Source organism: Microbispora sp. H10670 (assembly GCF_014161385.1).
Lineage (GTDB): Bacteria > Actinomycetota > Actinomycetes > Streptosporangiales > Streptosporangiaceae > Microbispora > Microbispora triticiradicis.
The window spans coordinates 675874-701018 of record NZ_JABBWW010000001.1 but is presented as its reverse complement, the minus strand read 5'-3'; the positions used below and the strand labels follow the sequence as shown (position 1 = coordinate 701018).

Sequence of the window (25145 nt, the reverse complement as noted above, 5' to 3'; positions counted from 1 at the left end):
ACCCGCGCTACGGCCCGCAGGGCCCTGGCGGCCCGGGCGGCCCCGCCGGCCCCGGCGGTCCGGGGCGGCCGGGGGTGCCGGGCGCCGACGAGCGCACGCAGGCGCTGGGCATGCCGGCGGGCGGCCCCCGCCGCGACGTCGAGGGACAGCCCACCGAGTCGATGCAGACCGGCGGTCGCCGCCGCAGGCCGACCGGTCGCGGCGGACGCGGCCCCGGTGGTCCGGGGGGTCCAGGGGGTCCCGGCGGTCCGGGGGGACCGGGTGGGCGTGGTCCGCGTGACCCGCGCGACTTCGACGACGACTTCGAGGACGACGAAAAGCCCCGCCGTACGGGCTGGAAGCGGTTCGTCCCGAGCTGGAAGATCCTCCTCGCCAGCCTCACCGTGCTGTGCGCCGGAATCTTCGGCATGATCGCGGTCGCCTACGCGAACACGGAGCTGCCCTCCGAGCACGACGCGCAGGAGGCGGCCAAGGCCCAGGGCAGCACCTTCTACTACCGCGACGGCTCGGTCCTGGCCCGCCTCGGCACCAAGCGGGTGGCGGTCACCCTCGACCAGGTGCCGCAGCACGTCCAGGACGCGGTGGTGGCGGCGGAGAACCGCTCCTTCTGGGAGGACGGCGGCATCGACATCGCCGGCCTCACCCGGTCGGTCTGGATGACCGCCACGGGCCAGCAGACGCAGGGCGGGTCGACCATCACCCAGCAGATGGCCCGCAACTACTTCAACGGCCTCAGCACCGAGCAGACCATCAAGCGCAAGGTGAAGGAGATCTTCATCGCGGTCCGGCTCGACAAGGACTGGTCGAAGAACAAGGTCCTCGAGTACTACCTGAACACGGTGCCGTTCGGCCGCAACACGTACGGCATCGAGGCGGCGGCGCGCGAGTTCTTCAACGTGCCCGCCAAGAAGCTGACCGTCGCGCAGGGGGCCTACCTGGCCGGGCGCATCCAGCAGCCGGGCAACTTCGACAAGGCCGAGGGCGACGGCAACTACGCGGGCACGGAGGAGCGCTTCAAGTACGTCGTCAACGGCATGTCGCTGATGACCGACAAGGACGGCAAGCCCAAGTATCCGGACGTCCTGACCACCGCGAAGTTCCCCAAGCCGAAGCCGCAGAAGGTCTCGCAGGAGTTCAGCGGGCTCAAGGGCTACATGCTCAGCCAGGCGCTGCACGAGCTGGAGGGCCGCAAGCTCAGCCGCGAGCAGATCGAGAGCGGCGGCTACAAGATCTACACGACCTTCGACAAGAAGCTCATGCAGGCCGCGAAGAAGGCGGTCCTGAACACCACGTCGTCGATGTCGAAGGAGTTCCACACCGGTCTGGCGGCCGTGGACCCGACGAACGGCCGGGTGATCGCGTTCTACGGCGGCAGCAACTACCTCAACGAGACCTGGAACGAGCCCTTCGACTCCAGGAAGCAGGCGGCCTCGGCGTTCAAGCCGTACGTGCTGGCCGCCTGGCTCGACGCGGGCTACAGCCTCAACAGCTACGTCCCCGGCAAGGAGACGATGCCGAAGGAGCTGCCCGGCACCACTCCGATCACCAACGGGCACTCCGTCCCCGCGTCGATCGACGTGATCTACGCGACCGCGCACTCGATCAACACGGCGTTCGCCTCGATGGCGTTCAAGCTGCCCGGCCAGCTGGACGACCTGCGGTCGCTCACCGAGGCGGCCGGCATCAGCAAGCGGGCGCTGGAGGAGGACAAGAACGGCGTCGGCGGCCAGAGCGGGCACGGCTACCAGCTCGCGATCGGCAGCGTCGGCGTCACGCCCGTGGAGCAGGCGGCCGGTTACTCGATCTTCGCCAACGCGGGCAAGCACGTCGACTACCACGTGATCAAAGAGGTCAAGCAGGGCAAGACCGTCGTGCTGACCGAGGCCCGCGAGGTCAAGCAGGTGATTTCGCCGGAGGCGGCGGCCGACGCGACCTACGCCATGGAGCAGGTCATCAAGTCCGGTACGGCCAGCCGCTGGGGTCCCATCGGGCGCCCCGCCGCCGGCAAGACCGGCACCAACAACGACGAGAAGGAAGCCTGGTTCGTCGGTTACACGCCGCAGCTGGTGACCGCGGTCGGCATGTACCGCGAGCAGTGCGTGACCAAGAGCGGCAAGATCGTGCAGCCGCGCTACTCCAACTGCCCGATCACGCCGAACGGCAAGGAGCACCCGAAGTACAACGGGAACAACCCGTACACCCGCGTCAAGGAGGTGTCGCTGGGCTTCGAGGGCGCCGACGCCCCGACGCACATCTGGCACGACTTCATGGTCGCGGCGCACGAGGGCAAGCCCGTCGAGCAGTTCCCGGCGAAGGCCGGCATGGGCAGCCCGGAGAACCTCGTGCCGAGCCCGACGCCCACCCCGTCCCCCAGCCCGGAGGACGGCGGCGGCGGGTTCCCCAACGACATGCCGACCGACTTCCCGAACGGCGGCGGCGACGGCGGCGACGGTTCCTGTCTCCCCGGCGACCTGTCCTGTGACGGCAGCGTCGGCGGTGGCGACGACGGCGTGGGTCTCGATCTCGGCGACAACGGCCCCGGAGGACAGGGGGGCCCGGGCGGACAGGGGGGACCAGGGGGACAGAACGCCCCGGCGGACGGCACTGGCGCCCCCGCGTCGGCACCCGTCGCGAGGCAGTCCGGAACCAGCCCCTGAGCCCGGACCGAAACTTCGTGAGACCGTGACGAGGGGGCCCGCGGCGCGCCGCCGCGGGCCCCCTCGAACCGTCTGAGTCGCCAACTCACGGGGTTCGATGGTGCAATACCCACCATGACGACCCGGACCACGAACGACTCCGCCCCGCTGCCCGGGGTCGCCGCGCGGGCTGTGCCGTACCTGCCTCTCGGGCTTCTCGCGGGACTCGGCGCCGTCCTCGCCTACCTGTGGAAGTATCCGTGCCGGTTCGGCGGCGCCTGGGACGGCGGAATCGGGCAGTACACGCACTTCTGCTACACGGACATCTATCCGCTGTTCTGGGCGGAGAAGCTCAACGAGGGCAAGGTCCCGTACGTCGACTACCCGGTCGAGTATCCGGTCGGCATCGGCGGAATCATGGAGTTCGCCCGGCGCCTCGCCGGCGGTGACGGGGTCGTGTTCTACGACGTCACCGTGGTCCTGATGGGCATCGCGCTGGTCGTGGGCGTGCTGCTGACGGCCGCGCTCGCGGGCCGCCGCCCCTGGGACGCCCTCTGGTACGCCGTCGGCCCGGCCGTCATCCTCTGCGCGTACATCAACTGGGACCTCGCCGCGGGCGCGCTCGCGCTCGGCGGCCTGCTGGCCTGGGCCCGGCACCGGCCGTGGCTGGCCGGGGTGCTGCTGGCCCTGTCCGTGGCCACGAAGTTCTACCCGCTGATGTTCTTCGGCGCGTTGTTCCTGCTCACCCTGCGTACGGCCAAATGGATGCCGTTCCTGAAGACCGTCGCGGGGGCGGCCGGCGCCTGGCTGCTGGTCAACGTGCCGATCATGATGATCAATTTCGAGGGCTGGCAGCGGTTCTACGCCTTCAGCAGCGAGCGCGGCGCCGACTGGGGCGGCCTGTGGTTCTTCTTCCAGAAGACGCAGTGGTTCGGCCACGACAGGCCCGAGTTCCTGGCCTTCCTCGGCGACGGCGAGAAGCTGAACACGATGGCCATGGCGGCCCTGGCGGTGCTGCTGCTGGGCGTGGCCGTGCTCGCGCTCACCGCGCCGCGCCGGCCTCGCCTGATGCAGCTGTGCTTCCTGGCCCTGGCCGCGTTCATGATCACCAACAAGGTCTGGTCGCCGCAGTACGTCCTGTGGCTGGTGCCGTTCGCGGTGCTGGCCAGGCCGAGGTGGGGGGCCCTCGCCGCCTGGCAGGTGGCCGAGTGCTGGTACTTCTTCTCGATCTGGCTCTACCTGATCACCCAGATCCCCGACCAGGCCTCGCTCGGCATCGGCGACGACCCGTACTTCCTGTCGGTCTGGGCCCGGCTGCTGACGATCGTCGTCCTCATGGCGCTGGTCGTCTGGGAGATCCTGCGCCCCGAGCACGACGTCGTCCGCCAGGGGGATGTGGACGACCCGTCCGGTGGCCCGTTCGACCAGGCCGAGGACCGTTTCGTGCTGCGCCGCGCGGTCCTCGCCCGGGGCGGCTCCGAGGAGCGTGACGGACCGGAGGAGCGGGGCGGACAGGAGCAGCCGGAACCGGTCTGAGGCATGAATCTTTCATCGGATTTCACGGCCCGCGCGCACCCTCGCCGGATGTTCCCGCGAGACGTGCGCGCGGGCTTCGCGTAACGTCGCTCGCAAGCGTGCGGCGAACGGGGAGGAGACGGTGATGCGCCGGAGGCCGCCATGGCTTCTGCTGCTCGTGTGGACGGTGACCAGGGCGGGGCTGTTCCTCGTCGCGACCCAGGCCATCCCGACCGGCCACGGCGACTCCTTCAGCAACGACGTCACCCTCTACCAGGGCTGGTCGGACGTCCTGGCGCGCGGGGAGTTCCCCGCCGGGGACGACAAGTGGCAGTATCCGCCGTTCGCGGCGCTGCCGATGCTCGTCCCCCGGCTGCTGCCGTTCGAGTATCACGTCGCCTTCTACCTGCTGTCCCTGCTGTGCGACCTCGTGATCCTGTTCCTGGTGTGGCGGTTCTCGCACTCCCCGCGCGGCGGAGGCCGCACCGGCCCGTGGGCGTGGACCATCGGTGCCGCCCTGCTCGGGCCGGTGCTCCTCGGCCGGTACGACCTGATGGTCACGCTGGTGGCGGTGCTGGCGCTGACGGCCTCGGCGAACCCGGTGGTGCGCGGGGCGCTGATCGGCGTCGGGCTCATCGTCAAGGTGTGGCCGGTCGCGCTGCTCACCGGCCTGCGGCGGTGGCGTGAACTGCTGACCGCCACGGGCTCCACGCTCGTCGTCGCGGTGGCCGGCTGCGGCATGGCCGCTCTGACCCTGCCGCACGCGCTCGACTTCCTGACCGCGCAGCAGGAGCGGGGGCTGCAGATCGAGTCGCTCGCCGCGACGCCGTTCGCGCTCGCCCGGGCCCTCGGGTGGTGGGACGGCTTCACCTCCTACCAGCACGGCTCGATGGAGGCCGTGGGCGCCGGCGTGGACACCGCGACCGGGGTGAGCCTGGCGGCCACGCCCGTGGCGCTCGTGCTGATCGGGGTGTGGTGGCTGCGCGCGGCTCCCAGCCCGCGGTCCTACTACGACGCCGCGCTCACCACCGTGCTGTTCCTGGTCGTCACCAGCCGGGTGCTGTCGCCGCAGTACTTCGTCTGGGTGATCGGCGTCGCCGCCGTCATCCTCGCGGTGCGGCGCACGGAGCCGGGGCCGACGCAGCGGCCGGCCGCCTGGCTCGTCATGGTCGCCGCCCTGCTCACCGGGATCATGTACCCCTGGGTGGAGCAGGACTACAGCTGGGAGGGCGCGCTGCCCGGCACGGTGGTGCTGACCCTCCGGAACCTGGTCTTCCTGGCCGCGGCGGTCACGTCGTACGTGCAGCTGTGGCGGGCCACGCGCAGACCGAAGAAGGCGAAGGACGAGCAGGACGTGCCAGAAGCCCTACCCGTTTTCTGAGGTTCGCAATCCGCAGATTTATCCACAGGCTGTGGACGGCTTTCCGCGGGCGCCTCTACAGATGCTTGCGCAGGAACGCGATGTCCTCGGCCTGACCCTCGAACGGCGTCTCGACCACGATCGGCGCCCCGGCCGCGCGGCAGACCGAGAGGATCGACTCGGGGTCGATCTGGCCGGCGCCGAGGTTGGCGTGCCGGTCGGCGCCCGAGTCGAAGGCGTCCCGCGAGTCGTTGCAGTGCACGAGGTCGATCCGGCCGGTGATCGCCTTCACCCGCTCCACCAGCCCGGCGAGCTCCTCGCCGCCCGCGTGGAAGTGACAGGTGTCGAGGCAGAAGCCGACCATCGAGGGGTCCGGCGCGCCCGCCGTCGCGGCGTCCCAGAGCCGGGCGATCCGCTCCAGCCTGCGCGCCATCGCGTTGCCGCCGCCCGCGGTGTTCTCGATCAGGACGGGAATCGGGCACTCGGTGCGCTCGAAGACCTTGCGCCAGTTGTCGAACCCGGTCTGCGGGTCGTCGCCCGCGTTGACGTGCCCGCCGTGGACGACCAGTCCCTTGGCGCCGATCGACGCCGCCGCCTTGAGGTGCGCGTCCAGGAGCTTGCGGCTCGGGATGCGGATGCGGTTGTTCGCGGTCGCCACGTTGATGACGTACGGCGCGTGCACGTAGACGTCGACGTCCGAGGCGCGCAGGGCGTCGGCCGTGGCAGGGAGCACCGGGCTCTTCCATCCCTGCGGGTCGCCGAGGAAGAACTGCACCACCTCGGCGTCGCGGGCCGCCGCGTGCGCCAGCGGGTCGTCCTGGTCGACGTGGGCCCCGATCCGCGGGCCGGCGCTGTGGCTGTCCATGGAGGTCCTCCAACACGTGCGTGCCTGGTGAGCGGCTGCCGGACGCGGAGGGCGAACTGTAGGCGCTCTCCAAGAGCGTTTCAAGAGGGTGCGCTGTTTCAAAAGAGCGCACCAGGGAAGTCGCGTGTCACGCGCCCTGAGACCCGCGCGCCGATCCTACTTCGTCAGGGAGACGAGCATGAGATATCGCTTAGGCAGCTTCATCCTTCTCATCTACATCCTCGTCGGCCTCTACGTGGCCTGGATTCACCACTACATCACCCCCACCCTCATCAAGCAGGTCGCCCAGGCCCTGATCGCCGTCTTCCTGTGGTTCCTCGTGCTCCTCGGCGTCGACCTGCACATCGGCGGCTGAGCCACCTCCGGTCGGAGCGGCGCCGTGGACGAGTCAGTTGCGCAGGGTGAACCCGCGGGGGAAGAAGCCGCCGTGCGCGATCCCCAGCGCCGCGCCGACGAACGACCCCACGATCCCCACGATGATCAGTGCCCGTTGCCTGCTGGTCGACGAGACGAACTGTGCGTAGAGGCCGCCCCAGAACCCGATCGCGCCGACCCAGGACGCGACCATGTGCGCCTGCACGACGAACCCCGTGACGAACGCCACCAGACCACACGCGAGCGTGGCGATCGTCAACGCGTTCTCCCGCGGGTGCGGACGCCCGTCGGTGTTCAGCGTCAGGTGACCGGGGCGCCTCCTTCTCCGGCCGATGACACGTGGCATCGCGCCTCCCCCCTCTCCGACCTCCAGTTTCGCTCTCCGTCCGGCGTACGGCCAAGTGGCTGGTAGCCTGGTTCGACTGCGTGTGACACAGCTGGGGCGGCTTGGCCGCCCGGCATCGCGCAGGTCCTCCTGTCACGGCAAGGCGTCGTGACCGCAAGAGTCCAGAGGAGGTTGGATAACACATGCGTCGCTACGAGATGATGGTCATCCTCGACCCGTCCCTCGACGAGCGCACCGTGCAGCCGTCGCTCGACCAGTTCCTCGCCGTCGTCCGCAACGACGGCGGAAGCGTGGAGAAGGTCGACGTCTGGGGCCGTCGCCGCCTGTCCTACGACATCGAGAAGAAGTCCGAGGGCATCTACGCGGTGGTCGACCTGACCGCCGAGCCCGCCACCGTGAAGGAGCTGGACCGCCAGCTCAACCTGAACGAGGGCATTCTCCGCACCAAGGTCATCCGCCCCGAGCTGCACTAGACGGCTCCGAAGCCCGGCGGTTTGTCGGGCCCGAGCCGTACTCTGAGCCCCTGACGGCTCAGCTGACGGGATAGGAAGGCGAAAGCGACCGATGGCAGCAGGCGACACACAGATCACCATTGTCGGCAATCTTGTCGACGACCCGGAGCTGCGCTTCACCCCGACGGGGCAGGCCGTGGCCCGGTTCCGCATCGCGTCCACTCCGAGGTTCCTGGACAAGCAGACCAACGAGTGGAAAGACGGCGAGGGCCTGTTCCTCACCTGCAACGTCTGGCGGCAGGCGGCGGAGAACGTCGCCGAGAGCCTCCAGCGCGGCATGCGGGTGATCGTCCAGGGACGGCTGCGCCAGCGTTCGTACGAGACCAAGGAAGGCGAGAAGCGCACGGTCTACGAGGTCGAGGTCGACGAGGTCGGCCCTTCGCTGCGCAACGCGACGGCGAAGGTCAACAAGACCTCGCGCCAGGGCGGAGGCGGCGGCTTCGGCGGCGGCCCGGCCAACGACCCGTGGGCGTCCGCGGCTCCCGCTCCGCAGGGTGGCTACGGCTCCGGCGGAGGGGGTGGCGGCGGCGGCTTCGGCGGCGGCGCTCCCCAGGGTGGTGGCGGCTTCGGCGGCGACTTCAGCGACGAACCGCCCTTCTAGGGAAACGACCTTCGGGAACGACCCGGTCCCGGGCCTTCCGGTCCCACTCACTGTAAACACAACCGAGCGACCATTCCCGCGAAACGCGGGGCTCTGAAAGGAGCACCACGATGGCGAAGCCGGCAGTGCGCAAGCCCAAGAAGAAGGTTTGCCTCTTCTGTCACGACAAGATCTCCTACGTCGACTACAAGGACACGGCGCTGCTTCGGAAGTTCATCTCCGACCGCGGCAAGATCCGTGCTCGCCGGGTGACGGGCAACTGCACCCAGCACCAGCGCGACGTGGCCACCGCTATCAAGAACGCTCGTGAGATGGCCCTGCTGCCGTACACGAGCACCGCGCGCTGAGAAGGGAGACCCAGGACATGAAGCTCATTCTCACCACTGAGGTCTCCGGGCTCGGCGCTCCCGGCGACGTTGTCGAGGTCAAGGACGGCTACGGCCGCAACTACCTCATTCCCCGTGGCTTCGCCATCCGGTGGACCCGCGGCGCCGAGTCGCAGGTCGCCTCGCTGAAGAAGGCCCGCGCCTCCCGCGAGATCCGCGACCTCGGCTCCGCCAAGGAGGTCGCCGGCCAGCTCGGCGCGCTCAAGGTCAAGCTGAAGACCCGCGCCGGCGAGTCCGGCCGGCTGTTCGGCTCGGTCACGACCGGTGACATCGCCGACGCCGTCAAGGCCGCCGGCGGTCCCCAGCTCGACCGCCGCCGGATCGAGATCGGCAACGCGATCAAGAGCGTCGGCACCCACAAGGTCAGCGTCCGGCTGCACCCGGAGGTCGCCGCCACCCTCGATGTCGAGGTGGTCGCGGGCTGACACCCGCCGCAGTCCGTCGAGGGCCCTTCTCCGTCCGCGGAGAGGGGCCCTTCGTCGTCCGAGCCGGGTGGACGAGCGTGAATTCCGAGATCTCCCCAGGTAAAGGGGGGTTCTACGGAACGCTAGTATCATCCCATCCGTTTTGACGGATTTCGTGGAAAGACCCCCTGATGGAGACTGTGATGCGCCGTCCCTCTCTGCTGCTGGCGTCCGGTGCCCTCACGCTGGCGGCCGCCGCCTGCGCCCCGGCGAACGACGCCTCCACCACCGCGAGCTCCTCGGCGGGCACGTCGGCGGGCGCCTCCACGGGCGCCGACGCGTGTGCCAAGGAGAGCCTGAAGCTCACCACCCCCGGCAAGCTCACCATCGGCACGGACAAACCGGCGTACGAGCCGTGGTTCAAGAACGACGACCCCTCCAGCGGCCAGGGGTTCGAGAGCGCCGTCGCCTACGCGGTGGCCGGGCAGCTGGGCTTCACCAGGGACGAGGTCGCCTGGACGGTCGTGCCGTTCGACTCGTCGTTCGCCCCCGGGCCCAAGCAGTTCGACTTCGACGTCAACCAGATCTCCATCACCCCCGAGCGGGCCAAGGCCGTCGACTTCAGCCAGGGCTACTACACCGTCAAGCAGGGCGTGGTCGCCCTGGAGGGCGGCAAGTACGCCTCCGCCACCAGCCTCGCCGATCTCAAGGACGCCAAGATCGGCGTGCAGGCGGCCACCACCGCGCTGCAGGCCGTACAGGCGGTCATCCAGCCGGCCGAGGACCCGAGCGTGTTCAACCAGCAGGTCGACGCGATCACCGCGCTGAAGAACAAGCAGATCGACGCCATCGTCGTCGACCTGCCCACCGCCTTCTACGTGACGGCCGCTCAGGTGAAGGGCTCGAAGATCGTCGGCCAGTTCGCCGCGACCGGCGGCGAGCCGGAGGAGTTCGGCCTGCTGTTCCAGAAGGGCAGCTCCCTGGTGAGCTGCGTCGACAAGGCGCTCGGCGAGCTGCGGAGCTCCGGTGAGCTGGCGAAGATCGAAGGCGAGTGGCTGACCGCCGCCGCTGGCGCGCCGGAGCTCAAGTGACCGACGGGCACGCGTCGGCGCCGTACGGGCCGCCTGGCCGGGAGGACGATCCCGATCGCGATCCGGCCGGGCCGGGCGATCCGCCGGAGTGGGTGAAGAGCGAGCGGCAGCTTCGCCGGGAGGCGGAGCTGCGCGCCCGCGGGCGGCGGTCGGTGTCCATCGCCACCGCCTCGACCATCGTCGTGGTGGTCGCCCTGGTCGTCGGGATCACCAAGTCGCCGGGGTGGCCGCGCGTCCAGGAGACCTTCCTCAGCCCCGAGGCGTTCGTCGCCGCGCTGCCCGACGTGCTGCGCGGGTTCCTGCTCAACATCAAGATCTTCCTCATCGCCGAGGCGTTCATCCTGGTGGTGGGCCTTCTCGTCGCGCTGGTGCGCGGCCTGCGCTCGCCGGTGTTCTTCCCGCTGCGCGCGCTCGCCGTGCTCTACACCGACGTCTTCCGCGGCATCCCGACCATCCTGCTCATCTATCTGGTCGGGTTCGGCATTCCGGCGCTCCAGTTGCAGGGCGCGCCGAGCGACCCCGTCACGCTCGGCATCATCGCGCTCGTCCTGTCCTACGGAGCGTACGTCGCGGAGGTGTTCCGGGCGGGGATCGAGTCGGTGCACCCGAGCCAGCGGGCGGCGGCGCGGTCGCTGGCCCTGAGCCACGGCCAGACCATGCGCTACGTGGTGCTGCCCCAGGCCGTCCGCCGGGTGGTCCCGCCGCTGCTCAACGACTTCGTGTCGCTGCAGAAGGACACGGCCCTGGTGGCCGTGCTCGGGCCGCTGGAGGCGCTGCGGCAGGCTTACATCCACGCCTCCTACGACTTCAACTACACGCCCTATCTCGCCGCCGCGCTGCTGTTCATCGCGCTGACCGTGCCGATGGCGCGGCTCACCGACCATCTCGCCGCGCGGGTCGCCCGGCGCCAAGCGGGAGGCGGCACGGCATGAGCCTGCTCACGATCGAGGGCGTCTGGAAGCACTACCACGGGCAGAGCGTGCTGCGCGGAATCGACCTGGAGGTCGCCCCGCACGAGGTGGTCTGCCTGATCGGGGCGTCCGGCTCGGGCAAGTCGACGCTGCTGCGCTGCGTCAACCTGCTGGAGACCATCGACGACGGCGCGATCCACCTGGACGGCGCAGAGATCACCGACGTGCGGGCCGACGCCGACGACGTGCGCCGCCGCATCGGCATGGTGTTCCAGGCCTACAACCTGTTCCCGCACATGACCGTGCTGGACAACATCACGCTCGCGCCGCGCAGGGTCCACGGCGTACGGGCGGAGGAGGCCGAGGCGCGGGCGCGCGAGCTGCTGGACAGGTTCGGGCTGGCCGGCAAGGCGGACGAGTATCCCGACCGGCTGTCCGGCGGACAGCAGCAGCGCGTCGCCGTGATCCGCGCGGTCGCGACCAGGCCGCGCCTGCTGCTGCTCGACGAGGTGACCTCCGCGCTCGACCCGACGCTGGTCACCGAGGTGCTGGGGATCATCCGCGAGCTCAAGGACACCGGGATGACCATGATCCTGGCCACCCACGAGATGGGCTTCGCCCGTGACATCGCCGACCAGGTCTGCTTCCTCGAAGGCGGCGTGCTGCTGGAGAGCGGTCCACCCGGGCAGATCTTCTCCGAGCCCCGGCATCCCCGCACCCGCGCGTTCCTCCAGCGCGTGCTGGAGGCCCGCCGCATGTGAGTCAGGTCGCCGTCCGCGAGGTGCCGGTCACCATCCAGGCGGTGCCGTACGCGCGGACGCCGAGCGTGACCAGCCGGGCGGCCATCCACGCGCCGAGCGCGAGCCACAGGGCGACCAGGGTGCCCGCCACCGCGGCGAACGGCAGGAAGGCCAGCGTCGTCCACAGCCCGGCGTGGGCGAGATAGCGCTGGTCGCCGGCGCCGATGAGCACCCCGTCCAGCACGAACACCACACCCGCGACGGGCTGGAGGAGGGCCACCGGCCACAGCACGGCCAGCAGTTCGGCGGCGGCCTCGCCCCGCGCGTCGAACAGGGCCGGGACCAGCGGCCGGGCGGCCAGCACGAGTGCGCCGAACACCACGCCGCAGGCGACGCCCCAGATCAGCATGCGCCGGGTCGCCGCGCGGGTGCCCGAGGTGTCTCCCGCGCCCAGCGCGCGGCCGGTGATGGCCTGACCGGCGATGGCGATCGCGTCGAGGGCGAAGGCGAGGAAGGTCCAGATCCGGGTGGCGATCGTGTGCGCGGCGATCTGCTCGTCGCCCATGCGGGTGGCGATCCCCGCGGCGACGAGCAGCACCGCCTGCAGGCACGCCGTACGGACGACCAGGGCCAGCCCGGCCGCTCCGGCGGCGCGCAGCCCCGCGAGGTCGGGCAGCAGCGAGGCGCCGTGCGCACGGGCGGCGCGCACGACCATCACGAGATAGGCCGCCGCCGCGAGGACCTGGGCGAGGACCGTGCCCCAGGCCGACCCGGCGAGCCCCCAGCCGAGCCCGAGCACGAACCAGGCGTTGAGCAGCCCGTTCAGCGCGAACGACGCCACGGAGACCACGAGCGGCGTCCGCGTGTCCTGCATTCCCCGCAGCACGCCGGTGCCGGCGAGGACCAGCAGCATCGCGGGGATGCCGATGAGGCTGATGCGCAGGTAGGTGACGGCCTCCGTGGCGAGCTGGCCCGCCGCTCCGAACAGGTGTACGATAAACGGAGCAAGAGGCCAGCACGCCACACCGACGGCCAGGCCGATGATCGCGGCCAGCCACAGGCCGTCCATCCCCTGGCGCATCGCCTGCCTGACGTCCCCCGCCCCAAGCCTCCGCGCGACCGCGGCCGTGGTGGCGTACGCGAGGAACACGCACAGCCCGACGAGAGCCGACAGGGCCGCGCTGGCCACACCGAGCGCGCCGAGCGCTGGATCGGGGAGGTGGCCGACGATGACCGAGTCGGTGAGCAGGAAGAGCGGCTCGGCCACGAGTGCCCCGAATGCCGGGATCGCGAGCCTCAGGATCTCCCTGTCGTGGGCGCGTCCGTGTCCTGTTCTGGAGGTAAGGGACATAAGCCTATTTTGCGGCTTACGAGGTCATGCTCGATCAGTATCGGGAATCCCTCTGCGACTTTCTTTCCTCCACAGGCGGTGGACAGTGAAACCGCAGGTGACGATGGATTTCCCCGACACGGCCGCTTGGCTGTCCACAGGCTCGTCCCCAGGCTTCCCACATGTCACGGGCGTGCCTGCACACGTTGTCCACAGGCTTGTCCACCGGCCGGGTTGCCGCCCCGCCCCGAGGTTGGGGAGACTGTCGCACCGGGTTGGGGATGCTGTGACCGCTGGGCAGGGGGTGTGAGGTGAGCGTGCTCGACTTCCCGGGAGGCCCGGGAGGCTCCGAATCGACGTTCGAGCGGACGCCGCCGCACAACATCGAGGCCGAGCAGTCGGTGCTGGGCGGCATGCTGCTGTCCAAGGACGCCATCGCCGACGTCATCGAGGTGCTGCGCGCCGACGACTTCTACCGGCCCGCCCACCAGATCGTCTTCGACGTGATCACCGATCTCTACGGCCGGGGCGAGCCCGCCGACTCGGTGACCGTCTTCGACGAACTGCAGAAGCGGGGCGAGGTCGCCCGCGTCGGCGGCGGTGCCTACCTGCACACCCTGACCGCGATCGTGCCCACCGCCGCGAACGCCGGCTACTACGCGAAGATCGTGCGGGAGCAGGCCGTCCTGCGGCGCCTCATCGAGGCGGGCACCCGCATCGTCTCCTACGGCTACGGCGGCCAGGGCGAGGAGGTCGACGACCTGGTCGACCGCGCCCAGGCCGAGATCTACAAGGTCACCGAGCGCCGCACCTCCGAGGACTACCTCCCGCTGTCGGACATCATGCCGGGCGCCCTGGACGAGATCGAGGCCATCGGCAGCCGCAGCGGCCAGATGGTCGGCGTCCCGACCGGCTTCCAGGACCTCGACGTCCTCACCAACGGCCTCCACCCCGGCCAGATGATCGTCGTGGCCGCCCGCCCCGCGATCGGAAAAAGCACCCTAGGTCTGGATTTCGCCCGTTCTGCAGCGATCAAGCATGGGATGACCACGGTCATCTTCTCGCTGGAGATGTCGCGCAACGAGATCACGATGCGCCTGCTGTCGGCGGAGGCGCGGGTCCCGCTGCACACGATGCGCTCGGGCACGATGAGCGACGACGACTGGACCCGGATGGCCCGCCGGATGGGGGAGGTCGCCGAGGCGCCGCTGTTCATCGACGACTCCCCGAACATGTCGATGATGGAGATCCGGGCCAAGTGCCGCCGCCTGAAGCAGCGGCACGACCTGCGCTTCGTTATCGTCGACTATCTGCAGCTCATGAGCTCGCCGAAGAAGACCGAGAGCCGGCAGCAGGAGGTCTCCGAGCTGTCCCGGGCGCTCAAGCTGCTGGCCAAGGAGCTGGAGGTGCCCGTCATCGCCATCTCCCAGCTCAACCGTGGTCCCGAGCAGCGTACGGACAAACGCCCGCAGGTGTCGGACCTACGTGAGTCTGGATCTATCGAGCAGGACGCCGACATGGTCATCCTGCTGCACCGGGAGGACGCGTACGAGCGGGAGTCGCCGCGCGCGGGCGAGGCGGACCTGATCGTGGCCAAGCACCGAAACGGCCCCACGGCCACGGTCACCGTCGCCTTCCAGGGCCACTACAGCCGTTTCGTCGACATGGCCACCCATTAGGCGAATCACGCGCTGACCGGGCGGGCCGCGGCCCCGGGCGGCGGTCCGTCGGGACGCCGTGCCGGGGCCGGGAGCCTCACTCGGCCGCGGCGGGCTCGGTAAGCGTTTCGGTGAGCTCGGTGCTCTGGCGGGGCAGGGCCGCGATCCGGGCGGCCGCCCACTCGGCCCAGTCGCGCTGGGCGGCGGTCAGGCGCAGACCCCACTCCAGCGCGAGGTCACCGTACAGTCGCAGCGCGTCCTCGCCCTGGCCGATGATCTGTTCGCGCACGCCGCGGAGCGCGGCGTGCTCCTTGCGGGCCTGTACGGCCAGCCTCTCCAGGTAGCCGTGGGCCTGGTCCGGCGTGACCGTGTCGAGGAAGAACACCCGCAGCAGCATGTCGCTGCGCCGGCTCTGCGTCGGCGGCTCCTCCACCAGCCAGTGGCGCAGCTCGGCGAGGCCCTCTCCGGTGATCCGATACTCCTTGCGTCCGCGCGGGCCCTCGGCGGCGACCTCGATCAGACCCTCGCGATCCAGGCGCGTCAGCTCCGAGTAGAGCTGGCTCTGGGTGGCCGGCCAGACGTTGGCCAGCGATATCTCGAACGTCTTCAGCAGGTCGTACCCGCTGGCCGGGCCGGCCGACAGGAGCCCCAGCAGTGCGTGACGAAGACTCATGCGCCAGATCCTACATTCCTGTGTTGACATGTCATCTCTGGAGCTTCTACTTTTGACATGTCACAAATGGAACGTCGTCCGAAGGAACCCGCCGTGCTCCGTTACGTCCTCACCTTCCTCCCCTGGATCGTCTTCTCCGTGCTCAGCACCAACGGCGAGGCGAGGTACGGAGCCGGGGCCGGTCTCCTCGTGGCGATCGTTCTGCTGGCCGTCGACCGCCGCGCGGGGCGCGGCTGGGACGAGATCGTCCTGGAGCTCAGCTCGGGCGTCTTCTTCGCGGCCCTCGCGCTCGTCGCCTTCACGGTCACCCCGGCGCCGCTCGGCGAGTACGGACCGGCGGTGTCGGTCGGCTGGCTGGCGCTCACCGCCTGGGGGTCGCTGGCGGTCCGCAGGCCGTTCACGCTGGGCATGGCCCGCCGTTCCACGGCCCCCGAGGTGCACGCGACCGAGATCTTCTACCAGGTCAACGCCGTCATCACCACCGTCTGGGCCGCCGCGTTCACGCTCACCGCCGTCGCGCTCGCCCTGCTGCTCGCCTTCGAGCCGCAGGCCACCGCCGCCCTCGTCACCGTGAAGGTCTGCGGTCTCGCAGTGCCCGCCCTGTTCACGGTCCGCTACCCCCGGATCGTCCGCGCCCGTTACAACGCCGCCTGAAGCCGCCCGAAAGCCGTCTGAAAGCCGTCTGGAAAGCCGTTCTGAAAGGAGCCACGAGACATGACCGCCTCTTACCTCTCCGGCCGCCTCGCCCCCGTACCCGACGAGATCGACGCGCTCGACCTGCCCGTGGAGGGCACGCTGCCGCCCGAGCTGACCGGCCGCTACTTCCGCAACGGGCCCAACCCCCGCCCCGGCGAAGAGCCCGGCCACTGGTTCGTCGGCCACGGGATGATCCACGGCATCCGGTTACGCGAGGGGCGTGCCGAGTGGTACCGCAACCGGTGGGTGCGCACCACCCGCCTCGACGGCGCCCCCTACCTCGGTGACAAGGGCGTCGACCTCGCCGCCGTCCCCGCGAACACCCACGTGATCTCGCACGCCGACAAGATCTTCGCGCTGGTCGAGAACGGCCTGCCGTACGAGATGACGCCGGAGCTCGACACGGTCGGCCCCTGCGACTTCGGCGGCCGGGTCGCCACCGCGATGACCGCGCACCCCAAGGAGGACCCGGTCACCGGGGAGCTGCACTTCTTCGGGTACGGCTGGGCGCCGCCCTACCTCACCTACCACCGCCTGTCCGCCGCCGGCGAGCTGGTGGAGACCCGTGAGGTCGAGGTCCCCGCGCCCACGATGGCGCACGACTTCGCGATCACCGCGAACCACGTCGTGTGGCTCGACCTGCCGGTCGTCTTCGACGTGAACCTGGTGGGCCGGGGCATGCCGTACCGGTGGGACGACCTGTACGGCGCCCGGCTCGGCGTGATGAGCCGGCGCACCGGGAAGGTCCGGTGGTTCGAGATCGACCCCTGCTACGTCTTCCACGTGGGGAACGCGAGCGAGGACGAGCAGGGGCGGATCGTCGTCGACGCCGTGCGTTACGCGCCGGGGGCGTTCCAGGCCTTCTGGCCGACCATCGGCGGCACGGCCAGCCCCGCCGCGCACACCGGCGGCGCGGCGCTGCACCGCTGGGTGCTCGACCCCGCGACCGGCGTGTCGAAGGACGAGGCCCTCGACGATCGGGACGTCGAGTTCCCCACCGTCAACGAGACGCTGACCGGCCTGCGCAGCCGTTACCTCTACGCGGTCACCAAGGACGCGATCGTGAAGTACGACACCGGCGCCGGCACGAGTCTGGCCCACGAGACGGGAGACCGCACGCCCGGTGAGGCCGTGTTCGTGCCCGCCGCCGGCACCGTCAGCGGGGGCGGGGAGGACGCGGGCTGGCTGCTGTCGATCGCCGGCACCGACGACGGCGCCGAGCTGCTCGTGCTCGACGCGTCGGACCTGACCCAGGTCGCGTCGGTACGGCTGCCGCGGCGGGTGCCCGCCGGGTTCCACGGCTCGTGGATCCCCGACGCCTGAGGCCGCCGTCGCCCGTACGGCCCGCGCGGGAGGACCCGGCGCGGGCCGTACGGCCGAGTGGCGCCGGGACCTACGGGACGGGCCGGAAGTGGGTGGTGACCCGGCCGTCGTCGAGCACGTGCAGGGCGACGGCCGGAGGCAGGTCGTGGTCGACCGGCGGGTGCGCGGAGGTCTCGGACGGCAGCAGCCCCGTGTTCACCACTCCCGGCGCGACCAGCAGCGGCAGCCCGGCGAACGTCGTGGCCGCCGCGGTGTGCGCGTGCCCGGCCAGCACCGCGATGGCGTGCGGGTGACGGCCGAGGACCTCCGCCAGCCCCTCCGGCCGCTCCAGCCGGATGCCGTCCACGTACGGGATGCCGAGCGCGACCGGCGGGTGGTGCATGCCGACGAAGGCCGGAACCCCGGGGGTCGCGGCGAGCACCGAGTCGAGCCAGGCCAGCGTGTCGTCGCTCAGCTCACCCTCGGGCCGCCCGGGAACGCTGGAGTCGCACAGCGCGATCGTCGCGTGGTCGAGGTTGAGCGCCTGGTTCACCGGGTGGTCGCCGTCCTGCTCCAGCAGGACCTTGCGGAGGTGGGCGCGCGTGTCGTGGTTGCCCGGGCACAGCACGAGCGGCACGTCGTCACCGGAGACGAGCTCACGGACGATCTCGTACTCCTCCATCGCGCCGTGGTCCGCCAGGTCGCCGGTGAGCACGATCGCGTCGGGCCGCAGCGACCTCGCGTAGGTGAGCGCGCGTGCGGCGCGCGAGGTGTTCCGCTCGCTTCCGTCGATGTGGATGTCGCTGACGTGCGCCAGCACGAGCATGTGATACCTCCGGCCATGGATGGGGGGCTACAGCTTCTCACGTGAGAGCGCGGCGGACATGATCACGAGGCGCCGCCCCGGAAGCCGCCGCCCGCGTGCACATCCCGCGAGCCGCCACCGGCGGGCCGCCGCTCGCGAGCGCCGCCCGCGACCGCACCGTACGCCGTGAAACCGCTTCCGTCAGGACATCCGGGCGGAACCCTCCGACAGCCGTTGGGCGAGGATACCGGCCCGGGCCAGCTGCACCTTCCGTGCCTGGCCCGCCGCGAAGCCCAGCAGGAACCAGGCCGCGCTCACGTCGAGCCGGTCGGCCACCCGGGTTCCGGGCCCCTCGGGGGACAGGTCGAACCGGTAGCCGAGCCGGACGCCGCCGGGGCTGCGCACCTGTCCGCGTACGGACAGGCCCTCGGTGAGGAGCGTCACGGCGATGGGGTTGTCGTACCTGAGACCGAGGAAGCGGAACCGCTCGACGGAGGTGTACCGCACCACCCCCGGCTCGGACCGGTCGACGTCGCGTACGGCGACCACGAGCGGTGACAGGCCGACGTAACTCTCGGGCGTCGTGAGATGCGCGAAGACCTTCTCCGGAGCGGCGTCCACGTGGAACGTGTTGACCAGTACTCGTGTGGGCATTCTCGCCTCCTTCTGCTCAGGCACGGCCAAGGCACGTGTCGATGCACGAAGTGTGACAGAACGCCGGACGCCGGATGATCTCCGGACGATCACGAAGACGTGTCGCGCAGGAAGGCGGCGGTCGCGGCGTCCGCCGGGTAGAACGACTCGATGGCCAGCTCGGAGACCGTGATGTCGAGCGGCGTGCCGAAGGTGGCCACGATGCTGAAGAACGACAGCTCCCGCCCGGCCCGCCGCACTCGGAGCGGCACCAGGATGTCTCCGGGCCCGGGCAGCTCCACCTCGGGCTCGGGCTGGTCGCAGGGGTAGTCGCGCAGTTCGGCGTACAGCTCGGTGAGCCGGGGGTCGGCGGTGTGCGTGATCTGCCGCCGCAGCCGTCCGAGCAGGTGCGCCCGCCACTCGCCGAGGTTCAGGATGTGCGGCGCGAGACCCTCCGGATGGAGGCTCGCCCGCAGCACGTTGCCCATCAGGTCGGGATCGATCCCCTCGGCGAGCAGCGCGATCCCCTCGTTGGCGTCGACGAGGTCCCAGGCCCGGTCCACCACCACGGCCGGATAGGGGTCGTGGGCCGACAGCAGCCGGCGGATCGCCTCGCACACCGCCGCCATCCCCGGCGAGCCGAGCGGCGACTCCGTGTAGACCGGGGCGTACCCGGCGGCCAGCAGCAGGTGGTTGCGCTCGCGCAGCGGGAGATCCAGGTGCTCGGAGAGGTGGAGCACCATGTCGCGGCTCGGCGTGGAGCGGCCGGTCTCCAGGAAGCTGATGTGCCGAGTGGAGATCTCGGCGCGGTTGGAGAGGTCGAGCTGGCTGAGCCGCCGGTGCTCGCGCCACCGGCGCAGGAGTTCACCGAACGGCCGCTGGTGGATCTGGGCGACGGTCACGCCCCGACGCTATCCCCGTCCGCGCGGCCCGGCGATTACCCCCTGGGTAACCACCGGGCCCACGTGACCGGTCGCGGCCCGTCCCGTGCCCCGCCCCCGCGACGGGCGCGGAACGGGCCGCCTTCCATCGCACGGTCCTCACCGCACGGTCCTCACCGCACGGCTCTCACCGCACCGGTCTCACTGCCAGCGGAACAGCCGGGCCGCGGCGAGCCCGGCGGCCAGCGCCCAGCCCGCCAGTACGGCGAGGTGGACGGCCTGGGGACCCCCGCCGCCCAGCGCGTCCGTGAGCGCCTGCCCGAAGGCCCCGGTGGGCGTGAAGTCGCTGATCCGGCGCAGCAGCTCCGGCATGAGCGGCCTGGGCAGCCACATCCCGGCCAGGAACAGCAGCGGGAACATGAGCGCGGCCCCCGCGCCCTGGACGACCTTGGAGTTCGGCGCCACGGCGGCGAGGAGGAGCCCGATGGCGAGCATGGTGGTCGAGCCGAGGACGAAGACCCCCGCGAACGCCAAGGGCGAGCGGGGCGGCGGCACCCCGAGGAACAGGTGCCCCAGCCCCAGCGTCAGCGTCGTCGCCACGACGGCCACACCCACGTTGATCAGTAGTTGCGCGGACAGCAGGGCCCCCGGCCGTACCGGCGTCGTGGACAGCCGCCGCAGCACGCCGCGCTCGCGGTAGGTCACCAGGACCGCCGGCAGCGCGCTGAGCCCGAGCGTCACGACCGACAGCAGCACCATCATCGAGGTGAAGGGCGCGTCCACGAAGCGCTGCCCGCCCAGGGACGGGTCCGCGTCGCGGAAGCCGGGAATCGTGGCGCCGAGGGTCAGCAGCAGCGCGACCGGCAGCACGACCGCGAAGAACACGGCGGCGGGCTCACGGAGGAAGAGCCGGGCCTCCACGGCCGCGATCCGGACGAGAACCCGTGTAGGGGCGGTGGTCATGACTCCTCCTGGGAGGGTGCGTGAGAGGGTCCGTACGAGGGGTCGGTGAGGGCGAGGAACGCGTCGTCGAGGGTGGTGCGCTCCATGCGGAGGCCGCGCATCAGGGACGCGGGCAGCACCGCCGTCACCGCGCTCAGCAGGTCGCCGGTGCCGGTGACGGTGACCTCCCCGGCGTCGTCCCCGCCGTTCGCCGCGCCCCGCACCGAGCCCTCCACCGCGCCCTCCACCGTGCTCTCCACAGTGCCCTCCACGGTGGCCGACGTCACCTCGGGCAGCGCCCGCAGGCCCGTGACCTGCGCATCCGTCAGCGGCCTCTCCGTACGGAAGACCAGGCGCTGCTCGCCGCCGGCGCGGGCGACGAGCCCGGCGGGCGTGTCGACCGCGCGCACCCGGCCGCGTGAGATGACCGCGACCCGGTCGCACAGCCGCTCCACCTCCTCCATGAAGTGGGTGACGAGCAGGACCGTCACGCCCCGGTCCCTGATCCGGGTGACCAGTTCCCAGGTCTCCCGCCGGGCCTGCGGATCGAGGCCGGTGGTGAGCTCGTCGAGGATCGCGACGCGCGGGCTGCCCACCAGCGCGAGCGCGACCGACAGCCGCTGGCGCTGCCCGCCGGAGAGGGTGGCGAACGACGCGCGGAGGTCGAGCCCGGCGTCGGCGGCCAGCGCCCGCCAGTCGGCGGGACGGCGGTAGAACGACGCGTAGAGCGACAGCGCCTCCCCGACCCGGATCTTGTCGGGCAGCGAGCACTCCTGGAGCTGCACGCCGACCTGTTCCTTCAGGTCCGCGCCTGCGTCGCCGTCCGGGCCGATGTCCAGATCGATCGTGCCCGCCGTGGGGGTGCGCAGCCCGGCGACGCACTCGACCGTCGTCGTCTTGCCGGCCCCGTTGCGGCCGACGATGCCGAAGACCTCGCCCTCCTCCACGGAGAACGACACGTCCTCGACCGCCACGCGTGCCCCGTACGTCTTGCGGAGGTGGTCCACGGTGATGATTGCCATGCCGACGACGCTAGGAATCAGGCGGGCCGCCCGGAATGCGGCTGCGGACCCGGCGGGGGTGTACTTTCCCCCACCCCCGCTGGGGGGCCGGGGCCACTGTGCGGAACCGCCCGGAACTCGCAGACTGGACGCATGACCGCAGCTCGCCGTACCCTCGTCGCACTCGGCAGGGGCGCAGCCCTCGCCGGCCTCGCCCTGCTGGGCCTGGCCGCCGCCCTGGTGATGCTGACGGCGGCGCTGCTCACCTTCCTGCTCGGCCTGGTCTTCGCCCTGCCCCCGGCCGTACGGCTCACGCGGGCCGTGACCGGGCTGGCGCGCCATCTGTCCGGGCGCTGGTCGGGCGTGCCGGTGGACGACCCCTACCTGCCGGCGCCGTCCCCGCCGGTGCCGCAGGCGGACGGCTGGTACCGCGACGGCCGCACCCTGTACAAGAGGCCCACGATCCCCGCCTTCAACAAGCGGTGGAACTGGATGATCAAGGACCCGGCGACCTGGCGCGACCTCGCCTACCTGCTCGCCGCGCCGGTGACCTGCGGACTCGTGGCCGCCGCGCCGCTGCTCACGACCGCGTACGGCGTGCTGCGGCTGGCCGGGGGCGACCCCCTGGGCGTGGTGTGGATCCTGCTCGCGGCGGGCGTCGCGTACTGGTACGCGCCGTGGGCCCTGCGCGTCCACGGCGGCGTCGCCGCCGTGCTCCTCGGGCCCACGGAGAAGACGCGGCTGGCCCGGCGGGTCAGCCACCTGGACGCGGCGCGCACCGAGGTCGTCGACTCGCAGGCCGCCGAGCTGCGGCGGATCGAACGCGACCTGCACGACGGCGCCCAGGCCCGTCTCGTCGCGATCGGGATGACGATCGGCGCGGCCGAGCAGCTGCTGGAGACCGACCCGCGGGCCGCCCGGGCGCTGCTGGACAAGGCGCGGGACGCCTCGGCGGCCGCGCTGCAGGACATCCGGCGGCTGGTGCGCGGCATCCATCCCCCCGTGCTCGCCGAACGCGGCCTCGGCGACGCCGTACGCGCGCTGGCCCTGGACAGCCCGCTGCGCGCCCATGTGACCGTCGACGTGCCGGAGCGCGCGTCCGCGCCGCTGGAGTCCGCGGCGTACTTCGCGGTCAGCGAGCTGCTGGCCAACGCCGCCCGGCACGGCGACGCGACCGAGGCGTGGGTGGACGTGAGCGCGCGGGGTCCCGCGCTGCGGGTCACGGTGACCGACGACGGCCGCGGCGGCGCGGACCCCGGGCGTGGCACCGGCCTGCGCGGCATCGAGCGCAGGCTCGGAGCGTTCGACGGCGTGTTCGCGCTGAGCAGCCCGGCGGGCGGCCCGACCACGGCGGTCGTCGAGCTGCCGCGGGCCTTCCCGCTGCGGGTGGCGCCCCGGTCCCCGTGGCGCGTTCTCGGCGGCGTCTGCTGGGCGCTGTGGCCGATCGCGCTGTTCCCGCAGGGGCTGGTGGCGATGGTGCTCAAACTGGTCGGTTCGCCGGTCAGGTCCTGGTTCCTGGGGCTGTACATGCCCGAGCCCTTCCAGTGGCCGGTCATCGTCGGCATGATGCTGCTCGGCGGCGGCCTGCTGACCGTCGCGCTGACCACGACGGCACGGGCCATGCGGGAGAAGGAGAGCGGGTGCGGGTAGTCCTGGCGGAGGATCTGCACCTGCTGCGGGAGGGCCTGGTCCACCTGCTGCGCGCGCACGGCTTCGAGGTCGTCGCCGCGGTCGAGTCCGGCCCGGAGCTGCTCGCCGCGCTGGTCGGCGAGCGTCCGGACGTGGCCGTGGTCGACGTACGGCTGCCGCCGACGTTCACCGACGAGGGGCTGCAGGCCGCGCTCGCCGCGCGGCGGCGGGTGCCGGGGCTGCCGGTGCTCGTGCTCTCCCAGCACGTCGAGCAGCTGTACGCCAGGGAGCTGCTGGCCGACGGCTCGGGCGGGGTCGGCTACCTGCTGAAGGACCGGGTGTTCAACGGCGAGCAGTTCGTCGACGCCGTACGCCGGGTCGCGGCGGGCGGCACGGCGATGGACCCGGAGGTCATCGCGAGGCTCCTGGCCAGCAACTCGCGCAACGAGCCGCTCGGCCAGCTCACCCCCCGGGAGCGGGAGGTGCTGGAACTGATGGCGGAGGGCAGGTCGAACGCCGCCATCGGGCAGCGGCTGTTCCTCAGCGACAGCGCGGTGGGCAAGCACACCGCGAACATCTTCGCCAAGCTCGGCCTGGCGCCCTCAGACGACGACAACCGCCGGGTGCTCGCGGTGCTGGCCTTCCTCGGCAGCAGGCCCAGCTGAGCCGGGTGACCGGCCCCTGGAATGTCGGTGCTGGGCGCTACCTTGGGGAATCGAGTCGTGGCACAGGCAGGTGGCACAGGCAGGAGGTCGGGATGAAATTCCAGGTGAACCGCGACGTGCTCGCCGAAGCGGTGGCGTGGGCGGCCCGGGTGCTCCCGGCCAGGCCAGCCGTGCCCGTCCTCGCGGGGCTGCTGCTGGAGGCGGGGGACGACCTGCGGGTGTCCGCCTTCGACTACGACGTGTCGGCGCGGGCCGACGTCGAGGCCGAGGTGGCGGAGCCGGGGCGGGTGCTGATCCCGGGGAAGGTCCTGGCGGAGGTCACCCGCAGCCTTCCGGCGCGCCCCGTCGAGATCGCCACCAGCGGCTCGGAGGCCGTGCTCACCTGCGGCAGCGCCGAGTTCGGCCTGCTGACCATGCCGGACGAGGACTTCCCCGCGATGCCGCCGATGCCGCCGAGGGTCGGCGCCGTGGGCGGGGGCGTCTTCGCCACCGCCGTCAACCAGGTCGCGCCCGCCGCGAGCCGCGACGACACGCTGCCCATGCTCACGGGCATCCGGATGGACATCGAGGACGTTCGGGTCTCCCTGGCCGCCACCGACCGCTACCGCATCGCGGCGAGCGAGTTCCTGTGGCACCCGGAGCGGCAGGAGGAGCGGCACGGTGTGGTCGTGCCGGCGCGGGTGCTGGTCGAGGTGGCGCGCTCGCTGCGCGGGGGCGAGGTGGCGGTCGGGCTCGGCGACAACGTGGCCGGATTCGAGAGCCAGGGCCGCACCACCACCGTCCGGCTGCTCGACGAGCAGTTCATCGACTACCGGGCCCGGCTGACCGAGCAGTGGCCGATCCACGCCGACGTCCCGGTGGGGCCGTTCGTGGAGGCCGTCAAGCGGGTGACGCTGGTCGCCGAGCGCAACACCGCGGTCCGGCTGTCGTTCTCCCCGGGACAGGTGCTGATCCAGGCCGGCGGCGGCGACATCGGCAGGGGCGCGGAGGTCGTCGAGGCCGAGCTGGAAGGCCCGGACATCCAGATCGCCTTCCAGCCCCACTTCCTGCTCGACGGCCTCGCGGGCGTCGGGACCGAGCGGGCGCGCGTCCACCTGGACTCGCCGACCCGGCCCGCCCTGGTCACGGACGAGGGCGACGACCCCGGCTACCGCTACCTGGTGATGTCCCTGCGGCTCGGCTGAGGTC

At 71.3% G+C, this 25145-nt stretch carries 26 protein-coding genes; 17 read left to right on the top strand and 9 right to left on the bottom strand.

From position 1 onward, the window contains the following. The first annotated feature begins 74 nt into the window (after window positions 1-74). From HHX33_RS03380 to HHX33_RS03370, 3 genes are all read left to right on the top strand, one after another. Entirely contained in the window at window positions 75-2657 is a 2583-nt protein-coding gene (locus HHX33_RS03380; RefSeq protein ID WP_182873234.1) for a transglycosylase domain-containing protein, read from the top strand. Between the two features lie 114 nt (window positions 2658-2771). Beyond that, the gene (locus HHX33_RS03375; protein ID WP_138459828.1) at window positions 2772-4172 is read left to right on the top strand and encodes a glycosyltransferase family 87 protein; all 1401 of its coding nucleotides are present in this window, start codon (window positions 2772-2774) and stop codon (window positions 4170-4172) included. Between the two features lie 124 nt (window positions 4173-4296). Further along, window positions 4297-5532 (top strand): glycosyltransferase family 87 protein, encoded by a 1236-nt coding sequence (locus HHX33_RS03370; RefSeq protein WP_182873233.1) that lies wholly within the window; start codon window positions 4297-4299, stop codon window positions 5530-5532. A gap of 55 nt (window positions 5533-5587) precedes the next feature. On the opposite strand, the gene HHX33_RS03365 is transcribed toward HHX33_RS03370, so the two are convergent. Beyond that, window positions 5588-6376 (bottom strand): deoxyribonuclease IV, encoded by a 789-nt coding sequence (locus HHX33_RS03365; protein ID WP_182873232.1) that lies wholly within the window; start codon window positions 6374-6376, stop codon window positions 5588-5590. 178 nt (window positions 6377-6554) lie between these two features. Here HHX33_RS03365 and HHX33_RS03360 point away from each other — a divergent pair, with 178 nt between their 5' ends. Further along, on the top strand, window positions 6555-6731 hold the full coding sequence (locus HHX33_RS03360) for a hypothetical protein (protein ID WP_165900793.1): 177 nt from the start codon (window positions 6555-6557) through the stop codon (window positions 6729-6731). Between the two features lie 33 nt (window positions 6732-6764). Here HHX33_RS03360 and HHX33_RS03355 read toward each other — a convergent pair whose 3' ends face one another. Beyond that, on the bottom strand, window positions 6765-7097 hold the full coding sequence (locus HHX33_RS03355; RefSeq protein WP_117408412.1) for a hypothetical protein: 333 nt from the start codon (window positions 7095-7097) through the stop codon (window positions 6765-6767). A gap of 182 nt (window positions 7098-7279) precedes the next feature. Here HHX33_RS03355 and rpsF point away from each other — a divergent pair, with 182 nt between their 5' ends. The 7 genes from rpsF (at window position 7280) to HHX33_RS03320 (ending at window position 11763) form a co-directional block, all read left to right on the top strand. Then, entirely contained in the window at window positions 7280-7570 is a 291-nt protein-coding gene (gene rpsF / locus HHX33_RS03350; protein ID WP_117408411.1) for a 30S ribosomal protein S6, read from the top strand. A gap of 91 nt (window positions 7571-7661) precedes the next feature. Then, window positions 7662-8210: a single-stranded DNA-binding protein gene (locus HHX33_RS03345; protein ID WP_182873231.1), complete on the top strand. Its 549-nt coding sequence runs from the start codon at window positions 7662-7664 to the stop codon at window positions 8208-8210. A gap of 110 nt (window positions 8211-8320) precedes the next feature. Next, window positions 8321-8557, top strand: a complete 237-nt coding sequence (gene rpsR / locus HHX33_RS03340; RefSeq protein ID WP_036324737.1) for a 30S ribosomal protein S18 — start codon at window positions 8321-8323, stop codon at window positions 8555-8557. 17 nt (window positions 8558-8574) lie between these two features. Then, the gene (rplI, locus tag HHX33_RS03335) at window positions 8575-9021 is read left to right on the top strand and encodes a 50S ribosomal protein L9 (protein ID WP_117408409.1); all 447 of its coding nucleotides are present in this window, start codon (window positions 8575-8577) and stop codon (window positions 9019-9021) included. Between the two features lie 182 nt (window positions 9022-9203). Continuing rightward, a complete protein-coding gene (locus HHX33_RS03330) occupies window positions 9204-10091 on the top strand; it encodes an ABC transporter substrate-binding protein (protein WP_182873230.1) in 888 nt (295 codons plus the stop codon). Next, complete coding sequence (locus tag HHX33_RS03325) at window positions 10088-11023, top strand: amino acid ABC transporter permease (RefSeq protein WP_310741189.1); 936 nt, start codon at window positions 10088-10090, stop codon at window positions 11021-11023. The genes HHX33_RS03330 and HHX33_RS03325 overlap by 4 nt, the downstream gene beginning before the upstream one ends. Next, entirely contained in the window at window positions 11020-11763 is a 744-nt protein-coding gene (locus HHX33_RS03320; protein ID WP_182873226.1) for an amino acid ABC transporter ATP-binding protein, read from the top strand. The genes HHX33_RS03325 and HHX33_RS03320 overlap by 4 nt, the downstream gene beginning before the upstream one ends. A 1-nt stretch (window position 11764) precedes the next feature. On the opposite strand, the gene HHX33_RS03315 is transcribed toward HHX33_RS03320, so the two are convergent. Next, window positions 11765-13093, bottom strand: coding sequence for an MATE family efflux transporter (locus HHX33_RS03315; RefSeq protein WP_182873224.1), 1329 nt, complete (start codon window positions 13091-13093; stop codon window positions 11765-11767). A 290-nt stretch (window positions 13094-13383) separates the two neighbouring features. Here HHX33_RS03315 and dnaB point away from each other — a divergent pair, with 290 nt between their 5' ends. After that, window positions 13384-14751, top strand: coding sequence for a replicative DNA helicase (gene dnaB, locus HHX33_RS03310; protein ID WP_182873222.1), 1368 nt, complete (start codon window positions 13384-13386; stop codon window positions 14749-14751). 76 nt (window positions 14752-14827) lie between these two features. Here the strand turns inward: dnaB and HHX33_RS03305 are convergent, their stop codons facing one another. Then, window positions 14828-15403, bottom strand: coding sequence for a PadR family transcriptional regulator (locus HHX33_RS03305; protein WP_182873221.1), 576 nt, complete (start codon window positions 15401-15403; stop codon window positions 14828-14830). 93 nt (window positions 15404-15496) lie between these two features. On the opposite strand from HHX33_RS03305, the gene HHX33_RS03300 reads away from it, so the two are divergent. After that, window positions 15497-16057, top strand: coding sequence for a hypothetical protein (locus HHX33_RS03300; RefSeq protein WP_259402030.1), 561 nt, complete (start codon window positions 15497-15499; stop codon window positions 16055-16057). Between the two features lie 60 nt (window positions 16058-16117). After that, window positions 16118-17422, top strand: coding sequence for a carotenoid oxygenase family protein (locus tag HHX33_RS03295; protein WP_182873219.1), 1305 nt, complete (start codon window positions 16118-16120; stop codon window positions 17420-17422). Between the two features lie 70 nt (window positions 17423-17492). Here the strand turns inward: HHX33_RS03295 and HHX33_RS03290 are convergent, their stop codons facing one another. From HHX33_RS03290 to HHX33_RS03270, 5 genes are all read right to left on the bottom strand, one after another. Beyond that, entirely contained in the window at window positions 17493-18227 is a 735-nt protein-coding gene (locus tag HHX33_RS03290; RefSeq protein ID WP_182873218.1) for a metallophosphoesterase, read from the bottom strand. Window positions 18228-18407: 180 nt separating this feature from the next. Then, the gene (locus HHX33_RS03285; RefSeq protein ID WP_117408400.1) at window positions 18408-18860 is read right to left on the bottom strand and encodes an SRPBCC family protein; all 453 of its coding nucleotides are present in this window, start codon (window positions 18858-18860) and stop codon (window positions 18408-18410) included. Between the two features lie 89 nt (window positions 18861-18949). Then, window positions 18950-19741 (bottom strand): helix-turn-helix domain-containing protein, encoded by a 792-nt coding sequence (locus tag HHX33_RS03280; RefSeq protein ID WP_182873217.1) that lies wholly within the window; start codon window positions 19739-19741, stop codon window positions 18950-18952. Window positions 19742-19921: 180 nt separating this feature from the next. Then, window positions 19922-20683, bottom strand: a complete 762-nt coding sequence (locus tag HHX33_RS03275) for an ABC transporter permease (protein WP_182873216.1) — start codon at window positions 20681-20683, stop codon at window positions 19922-19924. Beyond that, entirely contained in the window at window positions 20680-21684 is a 1005-nt protein-coding gene (locus HHX33_RS03270) for an ABC transporter ATP-binding protein (protein ID WP_182873215.1), read from the bottom strand. The genes HHX33_RS03275 and HHX33_RS03270 overlap by 4 nt, the downstream gene beginning before the upstream one ends. 132 nt (window positions 21685-21816) lie before the next feature. Here HHX33_RS03270 and HHX33_RS03265 point away from each other — a divergent pair, with 132 nt between their 5' ends. The 3 genes from HHX33_RS03265 (at window position 21817) to dnaN (ending at window position 25141) form a co-directional block, all read left to right on the top strand. Beyond that, window positions 21817-23313 (top strand): sensor histidine kinase, encoded by a 1497-nt coding sequence (locus HHX33_RS03265; RefSeq protein ID WP_220501395.1) that lies wholly within the window; start codon window positions 21817-21819, stop codon window positions 23311-23313. After that, window positions 23304-23957, top strand: coding sequence for a response regulator transcription factor (locus HHX33_RS03260; protein WP_182873214.1), 654 nt, complete (start codon window positions 23304-23306; stop codon window positions 23955-23957). The genes HHX33_RS03265 and HHX33_RS03260 overlap by 10 nt, the downstream gene beginning before the upstream one ends. Before the next feature lie 92 nt (window positions 23958-24049). Then, window positions 24050-25141, top strand: a complete 1092-nt coding sequence (gene dnaN, locus HHX33_RS03255; protein WP_117408394.1) for a DNA polymerase III subunit beta — start codon at window positions 24050-24052, stop codon at window positions 25139-25141. Window positions 25142-25145 lie beyond the last annotated feature (4 nt).